Raw genomic sequence first — 17,211 nt, forward strand, 5'->3', positions numbered from 1 at the left:
ATGAGCGAACGGACCGGACAGAGTACGGGGGAGCGCATGGGCACGTTCAAGGTTCTGTGGACGGCGTTGCCGGCCGGGGTGGCCGGACCGGGCGAGGTCCGGTTGTCGGTGGCCGTCGGGCCCCGGCTGGAGGCGCCGCGCGGCCGGCTCGACGACGTCGCGGAGTTCACCGACTGGCCGGGGACGTTGCGCGAGACCGTCCTGCCGGCCCTGCGAATCGTGTGGGACGGCCACGCGGCCCCGGTCGTCCCACACCCCGACCCGCGATCCCCCGCCCCCGACTCCGACCTGTGGGGCAGACTCTTCCCGGCCGCCTCGCCGGTGCGGTCGCGCTCCCTGGCCGCCGCCGGCGCCCTCGGCGCGGCGGTCGTGGCCGGTTCGCCGGGCGTGCGGGTGTTGCGGTCGTTCCCCGCGGCGCTGGTCCACGAGCGCATCGCCACGCTGTACGACCAGATCGGCCAGGCCGTGATCAGCGACCGCCTCACGCCTCCGGGAAGCGGCGAGGCCGCCCTCGGCCGGCGCGGGGACGGCCCCCTGCGACGGCCCTGGCGTCAGCCGTACACCGGTCTGGTCCGCGAGCTCCCGGTGGTCGGCGAGATGAGCAGGTTCAGCGGCGACCCCCAGGCCGCCTACCGGGCCATCGACGGCATGATCGGCGGGGGCGTCCGCGCCGCCGCCGACTCCGGCCCGGCCACCCTCGACCGGACGAGCGAGGCCTACCGCAGCGACGAGACGAGGTTCGCGCTGGCCGAGGCCGTCAGGTTCTACGACCGGCCCAAACCCCCCGGCGACGGCGGCGGCCCGGCGGGCGCGGCGGCCGGCGGGGCCCGGCCGGAGCCGCCCGACGTGGAGTTCCACGGCGTCTGCGGCTTCCTGGCCGACTATCCGGAGCTGTGCCGCCGGCTCGGGCTCGTCCTCGACCTCGTCGTCCCCGTGCCGCCGGGGCTCGCCGCCGCCGGACGGCTGCGGGTGGCGTTCGAGGACGTGCCACCGCCGTTCGACACCGACCGGCTGCGGCCGTGGACGCTCTACGACTTCGCGCCGGGGGAGCGCTTCACCGCCGCGTCGCCGCCGGGGCACCCCGTCCAGGGCGGCTGGCTCGGCCTGGGCGGCGACGACTGGACGGTCACCGACGCCGACATCGACGGCTCGGCCATCAAGGCGGCCGACTTCACCGCGCTGATCGAGCGCATGCACGGGCTGAGCGGGCCGAGCGGCCAGCCGAGCGCCCAGCACCTGGGCACCGGCACGACGGCGCTCCAGGGCGCCGGGCTCACCGTCTTCCACCGCGGACGGGACGCCTGGCTGGCCGCCCAGATCGGCGACGACGCCGCCCACCAGCGGGGACCGGCCGACCAGGTGCCCGAGCTGCACGCCGGGCACCTGGTCCGCGGGTTCCGGGTGGACGCCGGGGTCGTCGGTCCGGACGGCGCGGTCGCCGGCTGGCTCTCCCTGTGCCGCCGCCGGGGCTCCTACCTCATCCGCCGCGGCGGGCAGCCGCCGTACTGGATCGAGGGGATCGCCGACGACGAGGGCGCAGTCCGGGCCAGCGCCGTCACCCGCGACGCGACCAGGACCGACGAGCTGTACGTGCACCAGGCGCTGTTCGGCTGGGACGGCTGGAGCCTGGCCGCCCCGCTGCCCGGCCGCACGCTGGACAGGTTCGGCCGGCCGGTCGTCGCCGATCCGGAGGTGGACGCGAACTTCCCGCTCGACACCAAGTTCACGCCGGTGCCCGGCTCGCTGCCGGCGCTCCGGTACGGGCGCACCTACCGGCTGCGGGCCCGCGTCGTGGACCTGGCGGGCAACGCCCTGGACCCGGAGGCGCAGGCGCCCGCGTCCGCGTTGTCGCGGGCGATCACGTACTCGCGGTGGGAGCCGGTGCCGCCGCCGGTGATCGTCGAGCGCAAGCCGTTCAACGAGGGCGAGTCCAGCCAGTGCCTGGTCATCCGGAGCACCGTCACGGCCGACGGACGCGACGTGCCCGCCTGGGAGTGGGCCCTCGACCGCCAGGACGTCCCCGGCCACACCGACCACCCGCCCGCCGCCGACGGCCTGAGCCGCCGGTACGTCTACTACGACGAGCGGTTCGTCGCCCCGCCCAAGACGTCGCTGCAGATGGCCGAGCGGCACGGCCGCTTCGACGACGCCATCGGCGGCGACCGGCCGCAGGAGGTGCGCAGAAGGTTCTTCACGGCCGCCGCGCGCGAGTCCGGCACGTTCCTCGACACCGTGGTGAGCTACGCCGACGACCCGCGCCGCACCCGCGACCTGCTGTTCTTCGGCGAGATCGCGGTCGCCAAGCACGACGCCGCCGACCCCGAGCCGGTCACCCGGCTGCCCGTGGCGCGCGGCGCCGGGCTGAAGCGGGGCGAGTTCGTCGTGCACACCGCCGCCGAGCTGATCCTGCCGTACCTGCCCGACGTCCTGGCCAGGGGCGTCACGCTGTACGGCCTGCCGGGCGCGCCGCCCCTTCATCCCGTCTCCTTCTACGACGGCTTCCACGACGCCTGGCCGGACGCGGCGCCGTTCACCCTGCGGATCGAGGAGGGGGACGGGCCGCCGCGATGGCAGGACGTCCCGCGCCGGCTCACCGTCCACCTGCCCAAGGCCGAGACGGCGACCGTACGGCTCAGCTGCCGGCTCACCGCGGCCGACCTCGCCCTGCTGCCCGTCTGGCAGCGCCTGCTCGTCTCGGACTTCTGGCGCGACCTGACCGACGCCGAACGGGAGCTGATCGCCGAGGAGACCGTCGCCGGGCTGAACTGGCTGCTCACCCCGTACACGGAGCTGCGCCTCGTGCACGCCGTCGAACGCCCGCTGTCGCCGCCCGCGCTCGCCGGGCTGGACTTCGCCCGCGACCCCGAACAGACCTTCGCCGACCTGGGCGGCGTCCTGCGCGCGCACCCGCGCAGCACCGGGCACGTCGACATCGACGCCACCTGGACGCGCTGGATCGACGACGTCACCGAACCGGCCCCCCGCCGGATCAGGGAGCACGCCCACGTCGGCCGGGTCGAGCTGGCCTACGCCGACCGCGACGAGGTGCGCCTGCCGCACTCGGCCACCTCGCTCCGCCACGACTTCGGCGACACGCTGCACCGCAACGTCGCCTACCGGCCGACCGCCACCACCCGGTTCCGCGAGTACTTCCACCCGTCGATCACCGCCGATCCTGGCCTGGTCACCAGCGCCGGCGAGCCGAGCGCCGGGCCGTCCGGGCGGGGCTGGCCGGTGCCCGCGAGCAGGCGGCCGGAGCCGCCGAAACCGTCGTACCTGCTGCCCACCTTCCGGTGGACCCGGCAGCAGGACCGCCGCGAGCGGCGTTTCGTGTCGGTGCGCGACGGGGCCGGCGTCCGGGTCCACCTGGACCGGCCGTGGTTCTCCTCCGGCGACGACGAGTTGCTGGCGGTCGTGCTCGACCCGCCCGGGGGCGACGCGCTGCCCGGCCGGCTGGCGACCCGGTGGGGCACCGATCCCGTCTGGTCGGACGCGACCGTGCTGCCCCCGCCCGCACCCGGCAACTTCCCCGGCCCCGTCACCGCCGTCGGGCTGCGGCTGGCCGAGTCCGGGGAGGGCCGCGAGCTGACGGGGGCGGTCGTGGCGTACGAGCCGTCGTACGACGCGGCCAAGCGCCTGTGGTTCGCCGACGTGGACGTGGACCTGGGCGCGGCCGGGCAGGCGTCGGCCTGCTTCCCGTACCTGCGCCTGGCCCTGGCCCGCTACCAGCCGCACGCGCTGACGGGGCTGGAGTTGTCGCCGGTGGTGCAGGCGGAGTTCGCGCAGCTCGTGCCGCGCCGGACGCTGACGGTCGAGGAGGTGTCCGGCGGGGGATTGCGTGTCGTCCTCGCCGGGCCCGCCGCCGCCACCGAGCTCGGCGCGCAGGCCGGTGCCGGGCTGCCCGGGGTCGCGGCGAGCCACCGCGTGACCGCGACCGTCCAGCGGCGGCCCTTCACCAGCGCCGAAGAGCTGGACTGGACGGACACGCCGATCAGAGCCGAACTGACCTGCGGCGCGGCCCAGACCGGCTACCAGTGGTCGGCGGTGATCCCGCCGGCGGTGCTGGACATCGTCTGGCAGTACCGTCTCCTGGTGGAGGAGCGCGAACGCTACCGCACCGACCCCGGCACCGCCGACGAGACGGTCGTCATCGACGCGGCCGGGGGTGGCGCGCCGCAGCGGATCCCGGTGGGCGAGCGGCTCGCGCACGCCGACAGCGTCCCGCTGCGGGCCCGGCTGGGGCGGCTGGTCATCGACTTCGACGCCTGACGCCTCCCCGGACCGCCCGGCCCTGACCGGCGGCGACGGCCGCCGGTCTCCCCTTCGGACGGCCTTGGGACGGCGGGCGGCCTCCTACAGCCTTGGGCCGGGTACGGCCTTGGGCCGGGGCTCAGCGGTCGCGTGGCGGGGCTTCCGGGGCGGCCAGCAGGCTCAGGGCGCGGCCCGCTCCCGGCACCCGGGCCAGATTGGCGCTGATGCACGCCGCCGTCTCGCGCACGGCGTCGGCCAGCAAGGGCAGCCGGGACGTGCCGACCACCACGACGGCCGCCGCGGCCACCACGGCCCCCGTCGGCGCGCGGACGGGGGCGGCCACACATCCCAGGGGCGGCAGGGCCGCCTCGAAGTCGAAGGCCACCCGCCGTTCGCGGGCGTCGCCGACCCGCCGCGCCCACTCGGCGGGGGAGTGCCCCTCCGGCAGGCTCCAGCCGGGGTCAGGACGGCGGCCCGACGCCGGGTTGCCCACCGCCAGCACGACCTCCGCGGCGCTGGCCGCCGGCAGCACCAGGCCGGGACGCATGCGGAAGACCTCGTCCACGGCCGGGTCGCCGATGCCCGAGACGACGATGACGTCGTCGCCGTCCCTGACCGCGATGGTCACCGCGCATCCGGCGGCGGCCAGCCGGCGCAGCGGCCGCACGGCGGCCGTGCTCAGCACCTGGGCCGGTGACCAGCGCTGACCCCAGCGGAACATCCGCGTGCCGATGCGGTAGCGGCCGTCCTCGCGGTGAACCAGGCCGAGGTCGGTGAGCCGGCACAACAACCGGTGGGCGGTCGCCTTGGGCAGGCCGGTGGCCACGGCGAGCTGCGTCAGCCCGGCCTCCTCCACCCGCGCGAGCTCCTCCAGCACCGCGAACGCGCCGTGCAGCACGCCGCGCCCGGCGGCGGGCCCGGCTCGTCCGTCGGCACCGTGGCCGCCGAGCTCTTCCGGGCAGAATTCCATCGCGCACCCCCCGGGTCGCACTGACCCACCCGTTCGTATCACCAGGACGGACGCGCTCCCCAGAATCCCGACCGCCATAAGTGACTAACCAATCACACACAGTGATGGTGCGAGGCGAGTGCACACTTCGGAGCCTGCGTCGCAAGAGGTGCGGACGGCTATAGGCGAGTTTCTCCGTCGATAGGGTGACGTGTCGCAATGACACGACTACTTATCGTGTGCGAGCGGTATCAGTCGTTCGGCCGGACGGACACCGGCGACGGGCGCCGAACAGTTCGCGAAGACGCGTCCTTCGCCGGTCCTTTCCCGTGTGCCGCAAAGCCCCGCCTTCAGGAAGGGACTACATGCGCAGCAAAGTCGTCGCGGTCTTCCCGGGCAGCGTAGCCATGCCCGCCGCCGGGGTGCTGGCGCCCCTGGCCGCCCGTACGCCGGCCGTCCAGGAGCTCCTGCCGGAGATCGACGCCGTCGCCGCCGAGTACGGCTCGCCCCCGCTCAGCGCCTACCTCCTCACCTCGGACGCCCCCCGCCCGCCCGGCCCCGAGAGCCACTACCTGGCCCTGATGGCGGTGTCGTTAGCCGCCTTCGACACCCTCGTACGGGAGGGGCTTCAGCCGTACGCGCTGGTGGGCCACGGCCTCGGCGAGCTGTGGGCCCTGGTCGCCGCCGGCGTGCTGAGCGCCGGCGACGGCGCGCGCCTGGCCTGCGCCCGCAGCCGCGCACTGACCGGCCTGGACTGGCCGGGCACGATGATGTCCCTCGACGTCTCCGCCGTGCAGGCCCGGCACCTGGTCGCGCTGCTCGATCATCCCCACCTCGTGGTCGGCTGCGACGACACGCCGCGGCGGTGCGTCCTGTCGGGGCCGCGCGAGCTGATGCCGCAGGCGGCCCGGATCGCCGGACATCTGGGCTGGACGAGTGCCCCGCTCCAGGTCCCGCACCCCGCCCACACGCCCGCGGTCGCCGCCGCGGCCGCCGAGCTGAGAGGCCGCCTGCCCGGCGTCAGGACGGCTCCGGCGCGCTGGCCGGTGTTCTCCCCGACGCTGGGACGCCTGCTCACCCCCGACGACGACCCCGTCGCCGTCACCGCCGACGCCATGGTCGTCACCGTGCACTTCCACCAGGCCGTCCGGGGGCTGGCCGCACGCGGCGCGGAGGTCTTCCTGGAGTGCGGGGCGGGCGAGGAGGCGGTCGCGCTGGTCCGCGCCATCGTCCCCGCCGCCACCGCCGCGTCCCCGCTCGCCGCCGGCGGCCCGTGGCGGCCGGGCGAGCCGCTCCACCCCGCCGTCCCCCCGAACACCCCCGCGCCGAACGGCTCGGCACCTGCCTCGGCTCCGGCGCCGCACGGCGGCCCTGCCCTGCTCCTCGACCGAATCGGACCGCCGCGGCACGACGAACCCGCAGAACCCGCCCAGCGCGACGACCCCACAGAAACAACCCCGCCTGACGGATTTGGAGGGTTTGGTCAGCGCGGCGAAGCGGCGGAACGGGTCGCGTCGCCGCAGGCCGGTGCGGGGCTCGTGCCCGCCCCGGCCCCGCCGGGGGACGCCGATCAGGAGCCGAGCCGGTCGGGGGCGGCCGACGTCACGCCTCTCGGTCAGGAGGCGGACCGGTCGATGGCCGACGTCACGGCTCTCGGTCAGGAGGCGGGCCGGTTGGGGGCGGCCGGTGTCTCAGCTTTCGGTCAGGGGGCGGGCGGGTCGATGGTCGGTGGTGCGGATTTCGGGGAGGTGGTGCGGCCGCGGCTCGCCCCTGCGCCGCCACTGGCGCCGCCGCTGTTCCCGTCCGTCGAGCGGATGTTGCCCCCGGCGACGCTTCTGCTGTGCGGCGGGGCCGACGTCCTGGCGTTGCGGGCGCTGACCGACGATCGTGACGACGTGGTGGTGGCCGACGCCGACACCATCGACTGGACCTGGCTCCCTCTGACGCCCCGGCACCTGCGGGTGGTCGCCCGGCCCGGCCCCGACGCCGGACCGGTGCACGAGGCGATGCTCGCCACCGCGGCCCGCTTCCCGCACCTGCACAGCATCGCCGCCCTCGTCCTGGACGCACTGCGCCAGGAGGTGGTGCCGCACCCGATCGCCGGCCTGTTCGCGGGGACGATCCAGCCGCTGGCCGCCGAACTGGCGGGTTGTGCCTGCGTCGCGGTCGCGACCGCGGACGTCGACCTGCCCGCCGCGCTGGACGTCCTGGCCGCCGAGCTGGAGGCGGCGCCCCCGCTGCTGGCCGCCTTCTACCAGGGCCCGCAACGGCTGCTGTACGAGCTCACCCCGGCCTTCGGCGACCAGCAGCGGCAGGGAAACGGACGATCGTGGCCCTGGCCGACCAACACGGCATGAGCACCCCGCCTCCCTGTCGCCGACGCCCGGGGAAGCGACTCCTGACGAAACCGCGCCTTCCGCCTCCGCCACTCCTTGCGTACGCTGCATGACGGTAAGTGACAGGCAAGCATTCGTTCAGGAGGGGCATTGCGCAAGACAAGGCATGTCGCGGCGGTCGTCGCCGGGTCCGTCGCCCTGCTGTCGCTGGGGTTCACCACGCCGGCGTCGGCCGCCACGGTCCTCGACTGCGACACCTTCGTCCACAACAACGACAACTACCTCGGCATCGCGATGTGCAGCAACCCGACGGGCCAGACCTGGCGGTTCCGGGCCGTGATCACCTGCGGCTGGGCGCCCGACGTCGTCGGCGACTGGGTCGACCTCCCGCCGGGTCGTTCGGGCCAGTCCCAGGGCGTCTGCGGCCGGCTCGGCACGGGCGTCGGCGCCGTGGGCGTCGACGAGCGCCGCGTCTGAACCTGAAGATCGGAAACCGCCGGTGAAGGCCCTCGGCCATGCTCAAGGAGCCCTTCACCGGCGGAGCCGGCCGTCGGCGGCGACCGTCAGGATCGGCCGATGCCCTCTCCGTGCGGCGTGCGGGCATCGGTCCGTTCCTCACGCAGTGGGAGAGCTGGAGCGCATACCAGCTCTCCCGCGCCCACCTGCCCGCCTGACGATCCGGCAGGGCGGGGGATGGTGGATGGGGAGTCAGTCGGTGGGCTCCGCGCCCGGTTCCTCCTCGCCGGAGTCCGCGCCGGAGTCCTCGCGGGACTCCTCGGCCACCTCGCGCCGCTCCTGGGCGACCTTCTCCTCAGGGTCGGGCGGCGGCTCGACCGGCTCGGCGGGGATCGGCCGGGGAGTGTCCCGCACTTCGACCGCCGCCCGCGCGGCGGTGGTGTCGCTCTCCCCGTTGACCCGTCCGACGGCGGGCGGCATGTCCTCGGGCAGCTTGTCCTGTTCGTCCATGACTCGCAACTGCCCTGGCCTTGACCTCTTGAACGAAAACCGACACGGGTGCCTCTCCGGGCACACTCCGTGCCATCCGGCCATGACGCCTGCGCCCGCAATACCGCCTATCGATGACTGAACCGGTTGTTCGGAGTGAGACCCAACAAAAGCGAGATCACCCTCATTCGCGGATAAAACTGGTGCGAGTCGGACATAAAGGTGCTGTAGTTACGTTTGGGTTCTGCCGCGAGGGACTCTGTCCGACAAAATGCGCAAAACAGTAGTAAGTGTCATTTCCTCCTTACGGACACGCCTGAGGCAGGAGTATCTTTGACATCCTTGGCGGCGGGCGGCAGCAGAGGATGGCATTGATGCAGTTAATCCGCTTCGAGTCCGAGGATGGCGCGGATATTTACGTCGAGATCGACGACAACGAACCGGGAGTCGTCGCCGCGTCCCGGCTGAGCGAGTCGATCGCCGCGGCCGCCGGATCCTTGGAAGGCGGTCTCGACCAGATTCGCGGACTGGCCCGCACCACCTTCGACCGGCTTGTAGCTTTGCCTCACCCTCCTGACGAAGTCAACGTCGAATTCGGCGTCCGGCTCAATGCGAAGGTGGGCGCCGTCATCGCGCACAGCGAGGGCGAAGGCCATCTCAAGGTGTCCATGACCTGGCGGCGGGTGCCGGACGATCCGGCCTGACGCGGATCACCCGGCAGGCGGGATCGCCGTGCGGACCGGCGGTGCGAGGGGCGGCGGCGCCGTGCGGCCCCGACGGTGTGGACGAGGGGCAGGGAGGCGAGTCGTGGGGCCCGAACGGGGACAGGTGCGCGTGTTGTCGCCCGACGGCGCGCTCTGGGGGGCGGGCGTGCTCACCATGGTGGGCGCGGCCGGTCTGCACGTCGTCACCTGCGCCCATGTGGTCACCGCCGCGGGCGGCGAACCGCCCGGCGAGGTGACCGTCGACCTGTACGGCCGGGGCTGGACCACCGTGGCCCGGTCGTCGCCTGAGGCGTGGTCGGCCCCGCCACCGCTGCAGGAGTCCCCGTCCGGCCTCTCCCTGGACGGCGACGGCGACTTCGCCGCGCTGACCCTGCGCGCGGGGCACCCGCCGCTGCCACGCGGATGCGGCCCCCTGCCGCTGCTGCCCTGCGGCCCTCCCGACGGACGCAGGGTGGCGATCATCGGCTACCCCCGCGGCACGATGTCCGGCCTGATCGCCACCGCCGTCCTGGTCGGCACCGGCGGTCCCTGCCCCGACTGGGTCCAGCTCGACGGGCTGCGGCCCACCGGCCCCACCGTCGAGCGCGGCTTCAGCGGCGCCGCGGTGTGGGATCCCGCGGCCCGGCGGGTGATCGGGCTGGTCACCGCCGCGCACACCGACCGGGCGGCCAAGGTCGCGTGGATGCTGCCCGTGGAGGCCGCGGTGCGGCTCTGGCCGCCGCTGGCCGCCGCCGTCCGCAGCGCCGCTCCCGCCGCGTGCCGCCCGCCGTCCCCGCAGGACCGCTACCGCCTCGCCGACGCCCTGCTGGAGGTGCCGCAGATCGATCACGACGCGGGCGACATGCTCAGGGAGGCGCTGCCCGCGGCCATCCGCCGCGACGTCCGCAGGCACCCGTGGCCGCGTCAGCAGGTTCAGGCCATCGTGCAGGCGTGCGTCGACCACCAGGACGGCTGCGCGGCGCTGCGCGCGGCGGTGCTGCACGTGGGCGGCGAGTCGGACTCGGCGCTGAGGTCCCTGGGAGTGCTCGACGAGGTGTGCTGTTCCGGCGGCCCCCGACCGGAGGAGGACGCATGAGGGTGGCCACGCGAGTCCTCCCGCGCTACCTGGTCGACGCGGTGGCCGACGTCAGCTGTCTACGGGATGCGGAGACCCTGCGGCACATCGTCGAGAGCCTCGGCGCCGACCGCACCCGCGCGAGCTTCGACGTCGCGGGCGGCGTCTCCCTGCGCGGCGTGATCATCAAGCTGATGAACGAGCTGTCCGAGCAGCCGACCGGCCTGGCCGTGCTGGTGGAGGCGCTGGAGCGGTGGGAGGGCGGTTCCGCGGCCATCCGGCGGCTCAGGGTGGCCACCGCCGCCTGGGAGGTCGAGCTGCTGGAGAACGAGGAGTGGGACCAGCTCTTCACGCTGCTCGACCGGGTGCGCATCCCCGATCTCCACCGCCAGTACTGCCTGTTCCTCCAGAGGTGCGGGCTGCCCCTGCCGCCCGTGCGGTGCACCGAGCCCTGGACGGTGTTCCTGCACGCGGCCACCCTGAACGCCCGCCCCGGTTCGGCCCTGCCCTGCTTCGACGTGCTGCGCGACCTGCTGGCGATGGGCGCGGAGGCCGACAGCCAGCTGGAGATCCTCGACTGGGCCGCGGAGCACGACCCCCATGCGCCTCTCGGCGACGAGCCGGTGGCCGGCGACGAACCGGTGGTCAAGGGAAGCGTCTGGAGCCCTTCTGACTACCTCATCATCAGGGTCCGTCCGCTGCTGGAACGAGGCGAGGGCAGCGACGCGATCCTGTCCCACTGGCAGCGTACCCATCCGGGCGGGCAGATCCGGGGCGCGGACCGCCGCGTCTCGCTGAGGCACGCCGAGAAGGAGGTGCGGACACTGATCAGGCAGATCGAGTCCGACCTGGCCCACCGTTCCACGTCCGACCTGGCACTGGAGTTCGTGCTGCCGCGCGACCTGCTGCATCTGCGGGTGGAGCAGTGGAGGAAGGAGTCCTTCCAGGGAGCCGTCGGCGTCCTGGGGGAGGATCACGAGGTCGTCGTGCGCAGCATGGAGCGGCTGGAGCGGCTCGACCTGCACGGCCGGTGGATGAGGCGGTGGAAGGCGTTCTCGGAGGAGCGGGCCGGGCGCGTCCACTGGTTCCCCGAGGACGGCCGCCCCCACCTGCTCTCCGATCCGCCGCCCGCCGTCGTCGTCCTCAGCGTCGCGCCCGGCGAGGTCACCGGGAGACCGGCGGCGGAGGGGCCGGCGCTGGACGAACTGGGCGAGGCCCTGCGCGTGGGCGTCCCCGTGATCGTCTGGGCGCGGACCGGGGCCGACAGCGCGACGTTCCGGGCCGCACTCAGATCGCTGCTGGAGCACCGTGAGGGTACTCGCGACCTGCCGAGTCTTGTCAAGGCGCTACGGATAGCGTCCAATGGGCCGCAAACGCACGATGACGCGCTGATCGGCCGGCACGTCGCTCTGCTGTGGGACGACCCGACCCGGATGCCGGTCGCCTCCGGAGCGGGGGGTCCGTCCGACTCTTCAGAGGTGGAGGGCGCATGATCCACCCCGACACCCCGTCCGGAGCCGCCGACGCCCTCGGCGTACGCCCCCGCTGGTGGATCTACCGCGGCACGGGCGAGCCGCTGCGCGACACCCGGCTGGGCGAGCTGCTGCCGCCGCCGCCTCCCTGGCGCACCTTCGCCGGCGGCGACGTGCTGCAGCCGCCGCCGGAGGACGACGCGGAGATCGTGCGCCGGCTGGGCACGCGATGGCCCGAACGCATCCTGTCCGACGCGGTGCGGCACGAGGCCGAGATGGTCAACGCCGCGCTGCTGCTGCGCCGGCCGTTGCTCGTCAGCGGGCGTCCCGGCACCGGGAAGTCCAGCCTCGCCTACCGGATCAGCCGCGAGTTACGCCTCGGCCGGGTGCTGCGCTGGCACATCACCAGCCGCTCGACCCTGCAGGGCGGGCTCTACGCCTACGACGCGATCGGCCGCGTCCAGGACACCGCCGCGTGGCGGGCCGGGACGGCCGACGACCGCGACGGCGGCGGCGAGGCCCTGCTGCCGCCACCGGAGATCGGCGAGTACATCCAGCTCGGCCCCTTGGGGACCGCCCTGCTGCCCTACGCCGAGCCGCGCGTGCTGCTGATCGACGAGCTGGACAAGAGCGACCTCGATCTCGCCAACGACCTGCTCAGCGTCTTCGAGGAGGGGTCGTACGCGATCCCCGAGCTGCTGCGGGCGCGGCGCAGGCATCCCACGGTGCGCGTCCGCACGGACGACCCGGACGGCGAGGCCGACATCTCCGGCGGGCGCATCACCTGCAAGGCGTTCCCCATCGTCATCATGACGTCCAACAGCGAACGCGAGTTCCCGCCCGCGTTCCTGCGCCGGTGCCTGCTGCTCGATCTGCACGAACCCACCCGCGAGGACCTGGCCGGGATGCTCGCGGCGCACTTCGGGCCGGAGACGGCCGACGAGCTGGGCGGCATGCTGATCTCCCGCTTCCTGGAGCGCAGCAGGGAGCGCGGGGGCCTGTCCATCGACCAGTTGCTGAACGCCCTGTTCCTGGCGACCTCGCGGCGCGACGGCAAACAGGACGACATCGTCCACATGGCGGACTCGTTGTGGCACCGACTGGACGGGCGGGCGTGGGAATGAGGTCACGATGACCCCGTCAGCCGATCAACCACCCGAACCGTCGTGGTTGGAGCTCCGGGACGCGCTGTATCTGGCCGCCTACCAGGACGCCGCCGCGCCCAGCCGCCGCCGGGACGTCCCGGCGCCCCGCCGTCCGGACCCGGCGCCCGACGGCGGCGCGAGCACCCCGCCGGCCGGGAGACCCCAGGACGAGGCCGCAGGGGAGGACCCGCCCCGCGTTCCCTCCCCCACGACGCCCGGCGACGACGCCGAGGAGGAGACCCGGGAGCCCGGCCCGGACGACCCGCCGTACGAAACCGCGCTCGGACAGGGCGCCGGGCCTGACCGGACGCCGCCCGCGCCGCCGCGGCGCTCCACGGGCGGCCGGACCGCGCTGCCGGGGGGCCACGCGCTGGGGCTGGCCTTCAAGCCGTTGAGGTTGTCGCGCCCCTCTCCCCACGACTGGGAGCTCGACGAGGAGGCGACGGCGGAACGCGTCGCCGCCGACCGGTTGTGGCTGCCGGCGTGCCGGCCCGCCGCCGAACGGCTGCTGTCCCTCGTGCTCGTCGTGGACGCCCACCCCTCGATGGTGCTCTGGGAGGACCTGGTCCGCCAGTTCCGCGGGCTGATGGAGCAGACGGCGGCCTTCCGCCACATCACCGCGATCTCCCTCGACATCGCGGAGGCCGGCGCCTGGGCGCGGCGGCGCGGCGGCCCGCCGCGCGGTGTCGGCGAGCTCGGGCCGAACCAGCTCGTGCTGGTGCTCACCGACGGCCTGTCCAGAGGCTGGCGCACCGGGGACGCCGCGGCCTTCCTCCACTCCGTCGCGGTGACCTCGCCGGCGGCCGCGCTCAGCCTGATGCCGCAGGAGGTGTGGGAGTTCACCTTCCCCACCGCCGTGGGGGCCGGGCTGGACGCCCACGGCCCGGCACTGCCCAACCGGCTGCTCAAGATACGCGAGATCAGGGCCTTCTCCTCGTGGCTGAGCGAGCCGTCCAGGGTGCCGCCGCACGCCCCCGTGCCCGTGCCGCTGATGGAGCTGACGCCCGGCTCGCTCGGCCGCTGGTCGAAGCTGGTGGGCAAGGGCGGCCGCCATGACATGGCCGTGCTGCTCACCTCGCCCCAGGGCGACCTGAACGGACGCGCCGGCCCGCACGATCCGGTCGCCGCGCCCGTGCACGGCGACGCCCGCCAGGTGGTCGAACGGTTCATGTCGCGGGCCACCCCCGCGGCGGCCGGACTGGCCAAGAGGCTGGCCGCGGCCCCGCTCAACCTGTTCGTCCTCCGTGTGATCCAGGCCATGAGCCCGCATGCCCAGCTCTGGAACCTCGCGGAGATCATGCTGTTCGGCCTGCTCCGCCGTTCCGGCCGGGACGCGGACATGGAGGACGCCGGACAGGTGACCTTCGACTTTCCCGAGGGGGTCCGCGAGGAACTGCTCGGGAAGAGCACGCGGGCGGAGACGCTCAGCGTGCTCAAGGAGGTGTCGCGATGTCTGGGGCCACGCCTGGAGGCGCTGATCGCCAACGGGGCCGCCCTGGTCGCCTGGCAGACCGACGCCCCCGACCCGCCCGTCACCGGGAGGACCCAGCCCTTCATCCGGACGCTCTGGACGGCTCTTTCGGCGCTGTCCGGACCCTACCTGGCCCGGGCCAACCGTCTGCGCGGGCTGCTGGCCGAGGAGCGAGCGCGGGCGGAACCGGTACCGGATGAAGACGGGCTGCCCGCGATGGCTACGGTAGGTAATAGTTCAGATACTCTTAGTCCTAGCTCTTCTCCGTCTGATCAAGGAGAGCTATCTCCGGCTTCCCTGGGAGGTCTTGTGTCTGGTTCATCCAAGATTGCGTCGCCGGTTCATCACGAAGAATCCCAACAAGGGCCGCGGCGGATCGGTTCTAATCTGCCCTTGCGCAATCGCAACTTCACCGGCCGGGAAGAGTTGCTCACCGAACTCGGGCGGCGGCTCGCCAGTGAGGCGACCACCGCGGTCCTGCCCGAGGCGCTGCACGGTATGGGCGGTGTGGGGAAGTCTCAGATCGCCATCGAATACGTATACAGAAACAGCAAAGATTATCAGCTCATCTGGTGGATTCCCGCGGAACAGACAAACTCGATAGTACAGTCCCTAATCGAGCTCGGTGAGCAAATGGGACTGCAGGCGGGAGCCGACCGCAGTGCCGTTCCGGCGGTGCTGGAAGCCTTGCGGGTGGGTCGGCCCTACTCCAACTGGCTTCTGGTCTTTGACAACGCCGAGAATCCGGGCGAGGTCAGGAAATTCTTTCCCAACGACGGACCCGGGCGTGTGATGGTAACCTCTCGTAACTCTCAATGGTCGACCATGGCCAGCTCTCTTGAGGTTGATGTTTTCTCCCGGTCGGAGAGCATCTCGCTTATCAAGCGGCGCAGCCCGCAGATTCCGCACGAGGCGGCCGACAGTTTGGCAGAGGCCCTGGGAGACCTTCCGCTGGCCGTCGAACAGGCCGCGGTGTGGCTGGCCGAGACGGGGATGCCCGCGCACCAATATCTCGAACTCTTCGAGACCAAATGCGCCGAGCTGCTGGAAGTGGCCCCGCCGGCCGACTACGACCTGCCGGTCGCGGCGGCCTGGAACGTCTCCCTCGACCGGCTGCGGGAGGATTATCCGGCGGCGCTGCAACTGCTGCAGTGCTGCGCGTTCTTCGCGCCCGAGCCGATCGACCGCGACTTCTTCTCGGCCGTCCGCGGGATCAGCGCTCCGCCGGCGCTGCGGGCCGCGCTCGACGACCCGATCAAGCTCTCCCAGGCCGTCCGCGAGATCGGCCGTTACGCCCTGGCCCGCATCGACCATCGCAATTCCACCATCCAGGTGCACCGCCTGGTGCAGCGCGTGCTCATCGAGCAGATGAACCCGCAGGAACGCGCGGAGATGCGGCACTGCGCCCACGAGATCCTGGCCAACGCCGACCCCAGGAACCCGCAGCGGCCGAGCGAATGGGCCCGGTACTCCGCGCTGCTGCCGCACGTGCGGGCCACCACCATGGTGGAGTGCGAGGACCCCTGGACCCGCCAGCTCGTCCTCAACGAGGCCCGCTTCCTGCTGGCCCGCAGCGACTACGCCGAGGCGCTCGAACTGGCCGAGGAGGCCGCCAGGATCTGGCGACGAGTGCTCGGCGACGACCACGAGCACGTGATCCAGGTCGACCAGGTGCGCGCCGAGGCGCTGCGCTGGCAGGGCCGCCACGGCGACGCCTACAAGCTCCAGTCGGAACTGGTCGAGCGCTGCCGCCGGGTGCTGGGCGAGCGCAACGAGAACACCCAGCGCGCGCTGAGCGTGCTGGCGATCCTGCTGCGCCTGCGCGGCGACTTCTACCGGGCCCGCGAGCTCGACCAGGCCGCCTACGAGACCACGCTGCGCGAGTTCGACGCCGACGATCCCGGCACCCTGCAGGCGGCCCACAACTACGCCGTCAGCCTGCGTCTGGCCGGTGACTTCGAGGAGGCCTACCGGCTGGACGAGGACACCCACCAGCGGCTGGTGGAGGTGCTCGGCGACGACCACCGGCAGACGCTCAACAGCCTGCACTCCCTCCACATCGACCAGCAGGAGCTCGGCCGCTTCCAGGCGGCGCTGGAAGGACAGGAGAAGCTGCGTGACCGGGCGGTGCGGCTGCTGGGCGAAGACCACTCGCTGACCATCTGGGTCGCCCGCGAGCTCTCGGTGACGCGACGCAAGACGGGCGACCACCAAGGCGCGTTCGAGCTCTCGCTCCAGGTGCTCGAACTCCTGCAGCAGGTGCAGGGAGGCAGGTCGCTCGACACGGTCCGGGCGGCCCTGAACCATGCCACCGACCTGCGCCAGACCGGCGACCTCGCGGGGGCGGCCGAGCTCGGCCGGGAGACGATGGAGCAGTGCGGCGCGCTGCTCGGCCCCCGGCACCCCCACACGTTCGCCACCCAGACGAACCTCGCCGTGACGCTGCGGCTGCTCGGCCGGCTCGACGAGGCGTTCGAGCTGGACAGCACGGCCGTCGAGGGCCTCGGCGAGGTCCTGCGGGCCGACCATCCGCGCACCTTGCTGGCCCGGACCAACCTGGCCAGCGACCATTTCGCGATGGGTCGCTTCCAGGAGGCCTACGACATCGACACCGAGGTCCTGGAGCTGAGCACCCGCGCGCGGGGGGAGCGGCACTCCGCGACCCTGGCCGTCATGGCGAACCTGGGCCTGGACATGCAGAGCCTTGGCCTGACCAACGAGGCCAAGGAACTGCAGAGCAAGACGCTGCGGTTGTTCCACAAGGTCCACGGCGTGGAACACCCCGCCACGGTCGACATGGAGAACGGCGTCAGGGCCAACTGCGACATCGACCTGCTCAGCATCTGAGGCGGTCGTGGCCCGC

10 protein-coding genes are annotated in these 17,211 nt (G+C 73.2%); 8 read left to right on the forward strand and 2 right to left on the reverse strand.

Annotated elements, in window-relative coordinates; all coding sequences use genetic code 11:
- Window positions 1-4,269 carry a hypothetical protein gene (locus ACFYYW_RS03040; protein ID WP_387644396.1) on the forward strand — a complete coding sequence of 1,423 codons (4,269 nt, stop codon included), beginning with the start codon at window positions 1-3 and terminating at the stop codon, window positions 4,267-4,269.
- Between the two features lie 121 nt (window positions 4,270-4,390).
- Here the strand turns inward: ACFYYW_RS03040 and ACFYYW_RS03045 are convergent, their stop codons facing one another.
- Window positions 4,391-5,221: a helix-turn-helix domain-containing protein gene (locus tag ACFYYW_RS03045; RefSeq protein WP_352327233.1), complete on the reverse strand. Its 831-nt coding sequence runs from the start codon at window positions 5,219-5,221 to the stop codon at window positions 4,391-4,393.
- A gap of 344 nt (window positions 5,222-5,565) precedes the next feature.
- On the opposite strand from ACFYYW_RS03045, the gene ACFYYW_RS03050 reads away from it, so the two are divergent.
- Both ACFYYW_RS03050 and ACFYYW_RS03055 read left to right on the forward strand, forming a co-directional pair.
- Entirely contained in the window at window positions 5,566-7,557 is a 1,992-nt protein-coding gene (locus tag ACFYYW_RS03050; protein ID WP_387644399.1) for an acyltransferase domain-containing protein, read from the forward strand.
- Between the two features lie 129 nt (window positions 7,558-7,686).
- Entirely contained in the window at window positions 7,687-8,013 is a 327-nt protein-coding gene (locus ACFYYW_RS03055; RefSeq protein WP_387644401.1) for a hypothetical protein, read from the forward strand.
- Between the two features lie 231 nt (window positions 8,014-8,244).
- Here ACFYYW_RS03055 and ACFYYW_RS03060 read toward each other — a convergent pair whose 3' ends face one another.
- Window positions 8,245-8,502, reverse strand: coding sequence for a hypothetical protein (locus ACFYYW_RS03060; protein WP_364417531.1), 258 nt, complete (start codon window positions 8,500-8,502; stop codon window positions 8,245-8,247).
- Between the two features lie 344 nt (window positions 8,503-8,846).
- Here ACFYYW_RS03060 and ACFYYW_RS03065 point away from each other — a divergent pair, with 344 nt between their 5' ends.
- The 5 genes from ACFYYW_RS03065 (at window position 8,847) to fxsT (ending at window position 17,195) form a co-directional block, all read left to right on the forward strand.
- On the forward strand, window positions 8,847-9,185 hold the full coding sequence (locus ACFYYW_RS03065; RefSeq protein WP_364389571.1) for a CU044_2847 family protein: 339 nt from the start codon (window positions 8,847-8,849) through the stop codon (window positions 9,183-9,185).
- A 103-nt stretch (window positions 9,186-9,288) separates the two neighbouring features.
- On the forward strand, window positions 9,289-10,281 hold the full coding sequence (locus tag ACFYYW_RS03070; protein ID WP_352327228.1) for a trypsin-like peptidase domain-containing protein: 993 nt from the start codon (window positions 9,289-9,291) through the stop codon (window positions 10,279-10,281).
- Entirely contained in the window at window positions 10,278-11,753 is a 1,476-nt protein-coding gene (locus tag ACFYYW_RS03075; protein WP_387644404.1) for a hypothetical protein, read from the forward strand. Before ACFYYW_RS03070 ends, ACFYYW_RS03075 begins: the two co-directional genes overlap by 4 nt.
- Window positions 11,750-12,856, forward strand: a complete 1,107-nt coding sequence (locus tag ACFYYW_RS03080; RefSeq protein WP_387644406.1) for an AAA family ATPase — start codon at window positions 11,750-11,752, stop codon at window positions 12,854-12,856. The genes ACFYYW_RS03075 and ACFYYW_RS03080 overlap by 4 nt, the downstream gene beginning before the upstream one ends.
- A 7-nt stretch (window positions 12,857-12,863) precedes the next feature.
- Window positions 12,864-17,195 (forward strand): FxSxx-COOH system tetratricopeptide repeat protein, encoded by a 4,332-nt coding sequence (gene fxsT / locus ACFYYW_RS03085; RefSeq protein WP_387644409.1) that lies wholly within the window; start codon window positions 12,864-12,866, stop codon window positions 17,193-17,195.
- Window positions 17,196-17,211 lie beyond the last annotated feature (16 nt).

The organism is Nonomuraea sp. NPDC001831 (assembly GCF_042892035.1).
Classification (GTDB): domain Bacteria; phylum Actinomycetota; class Actinomycetes; order Streptosporangiales; family Streptosporangiaceae; genus Nonomuraea.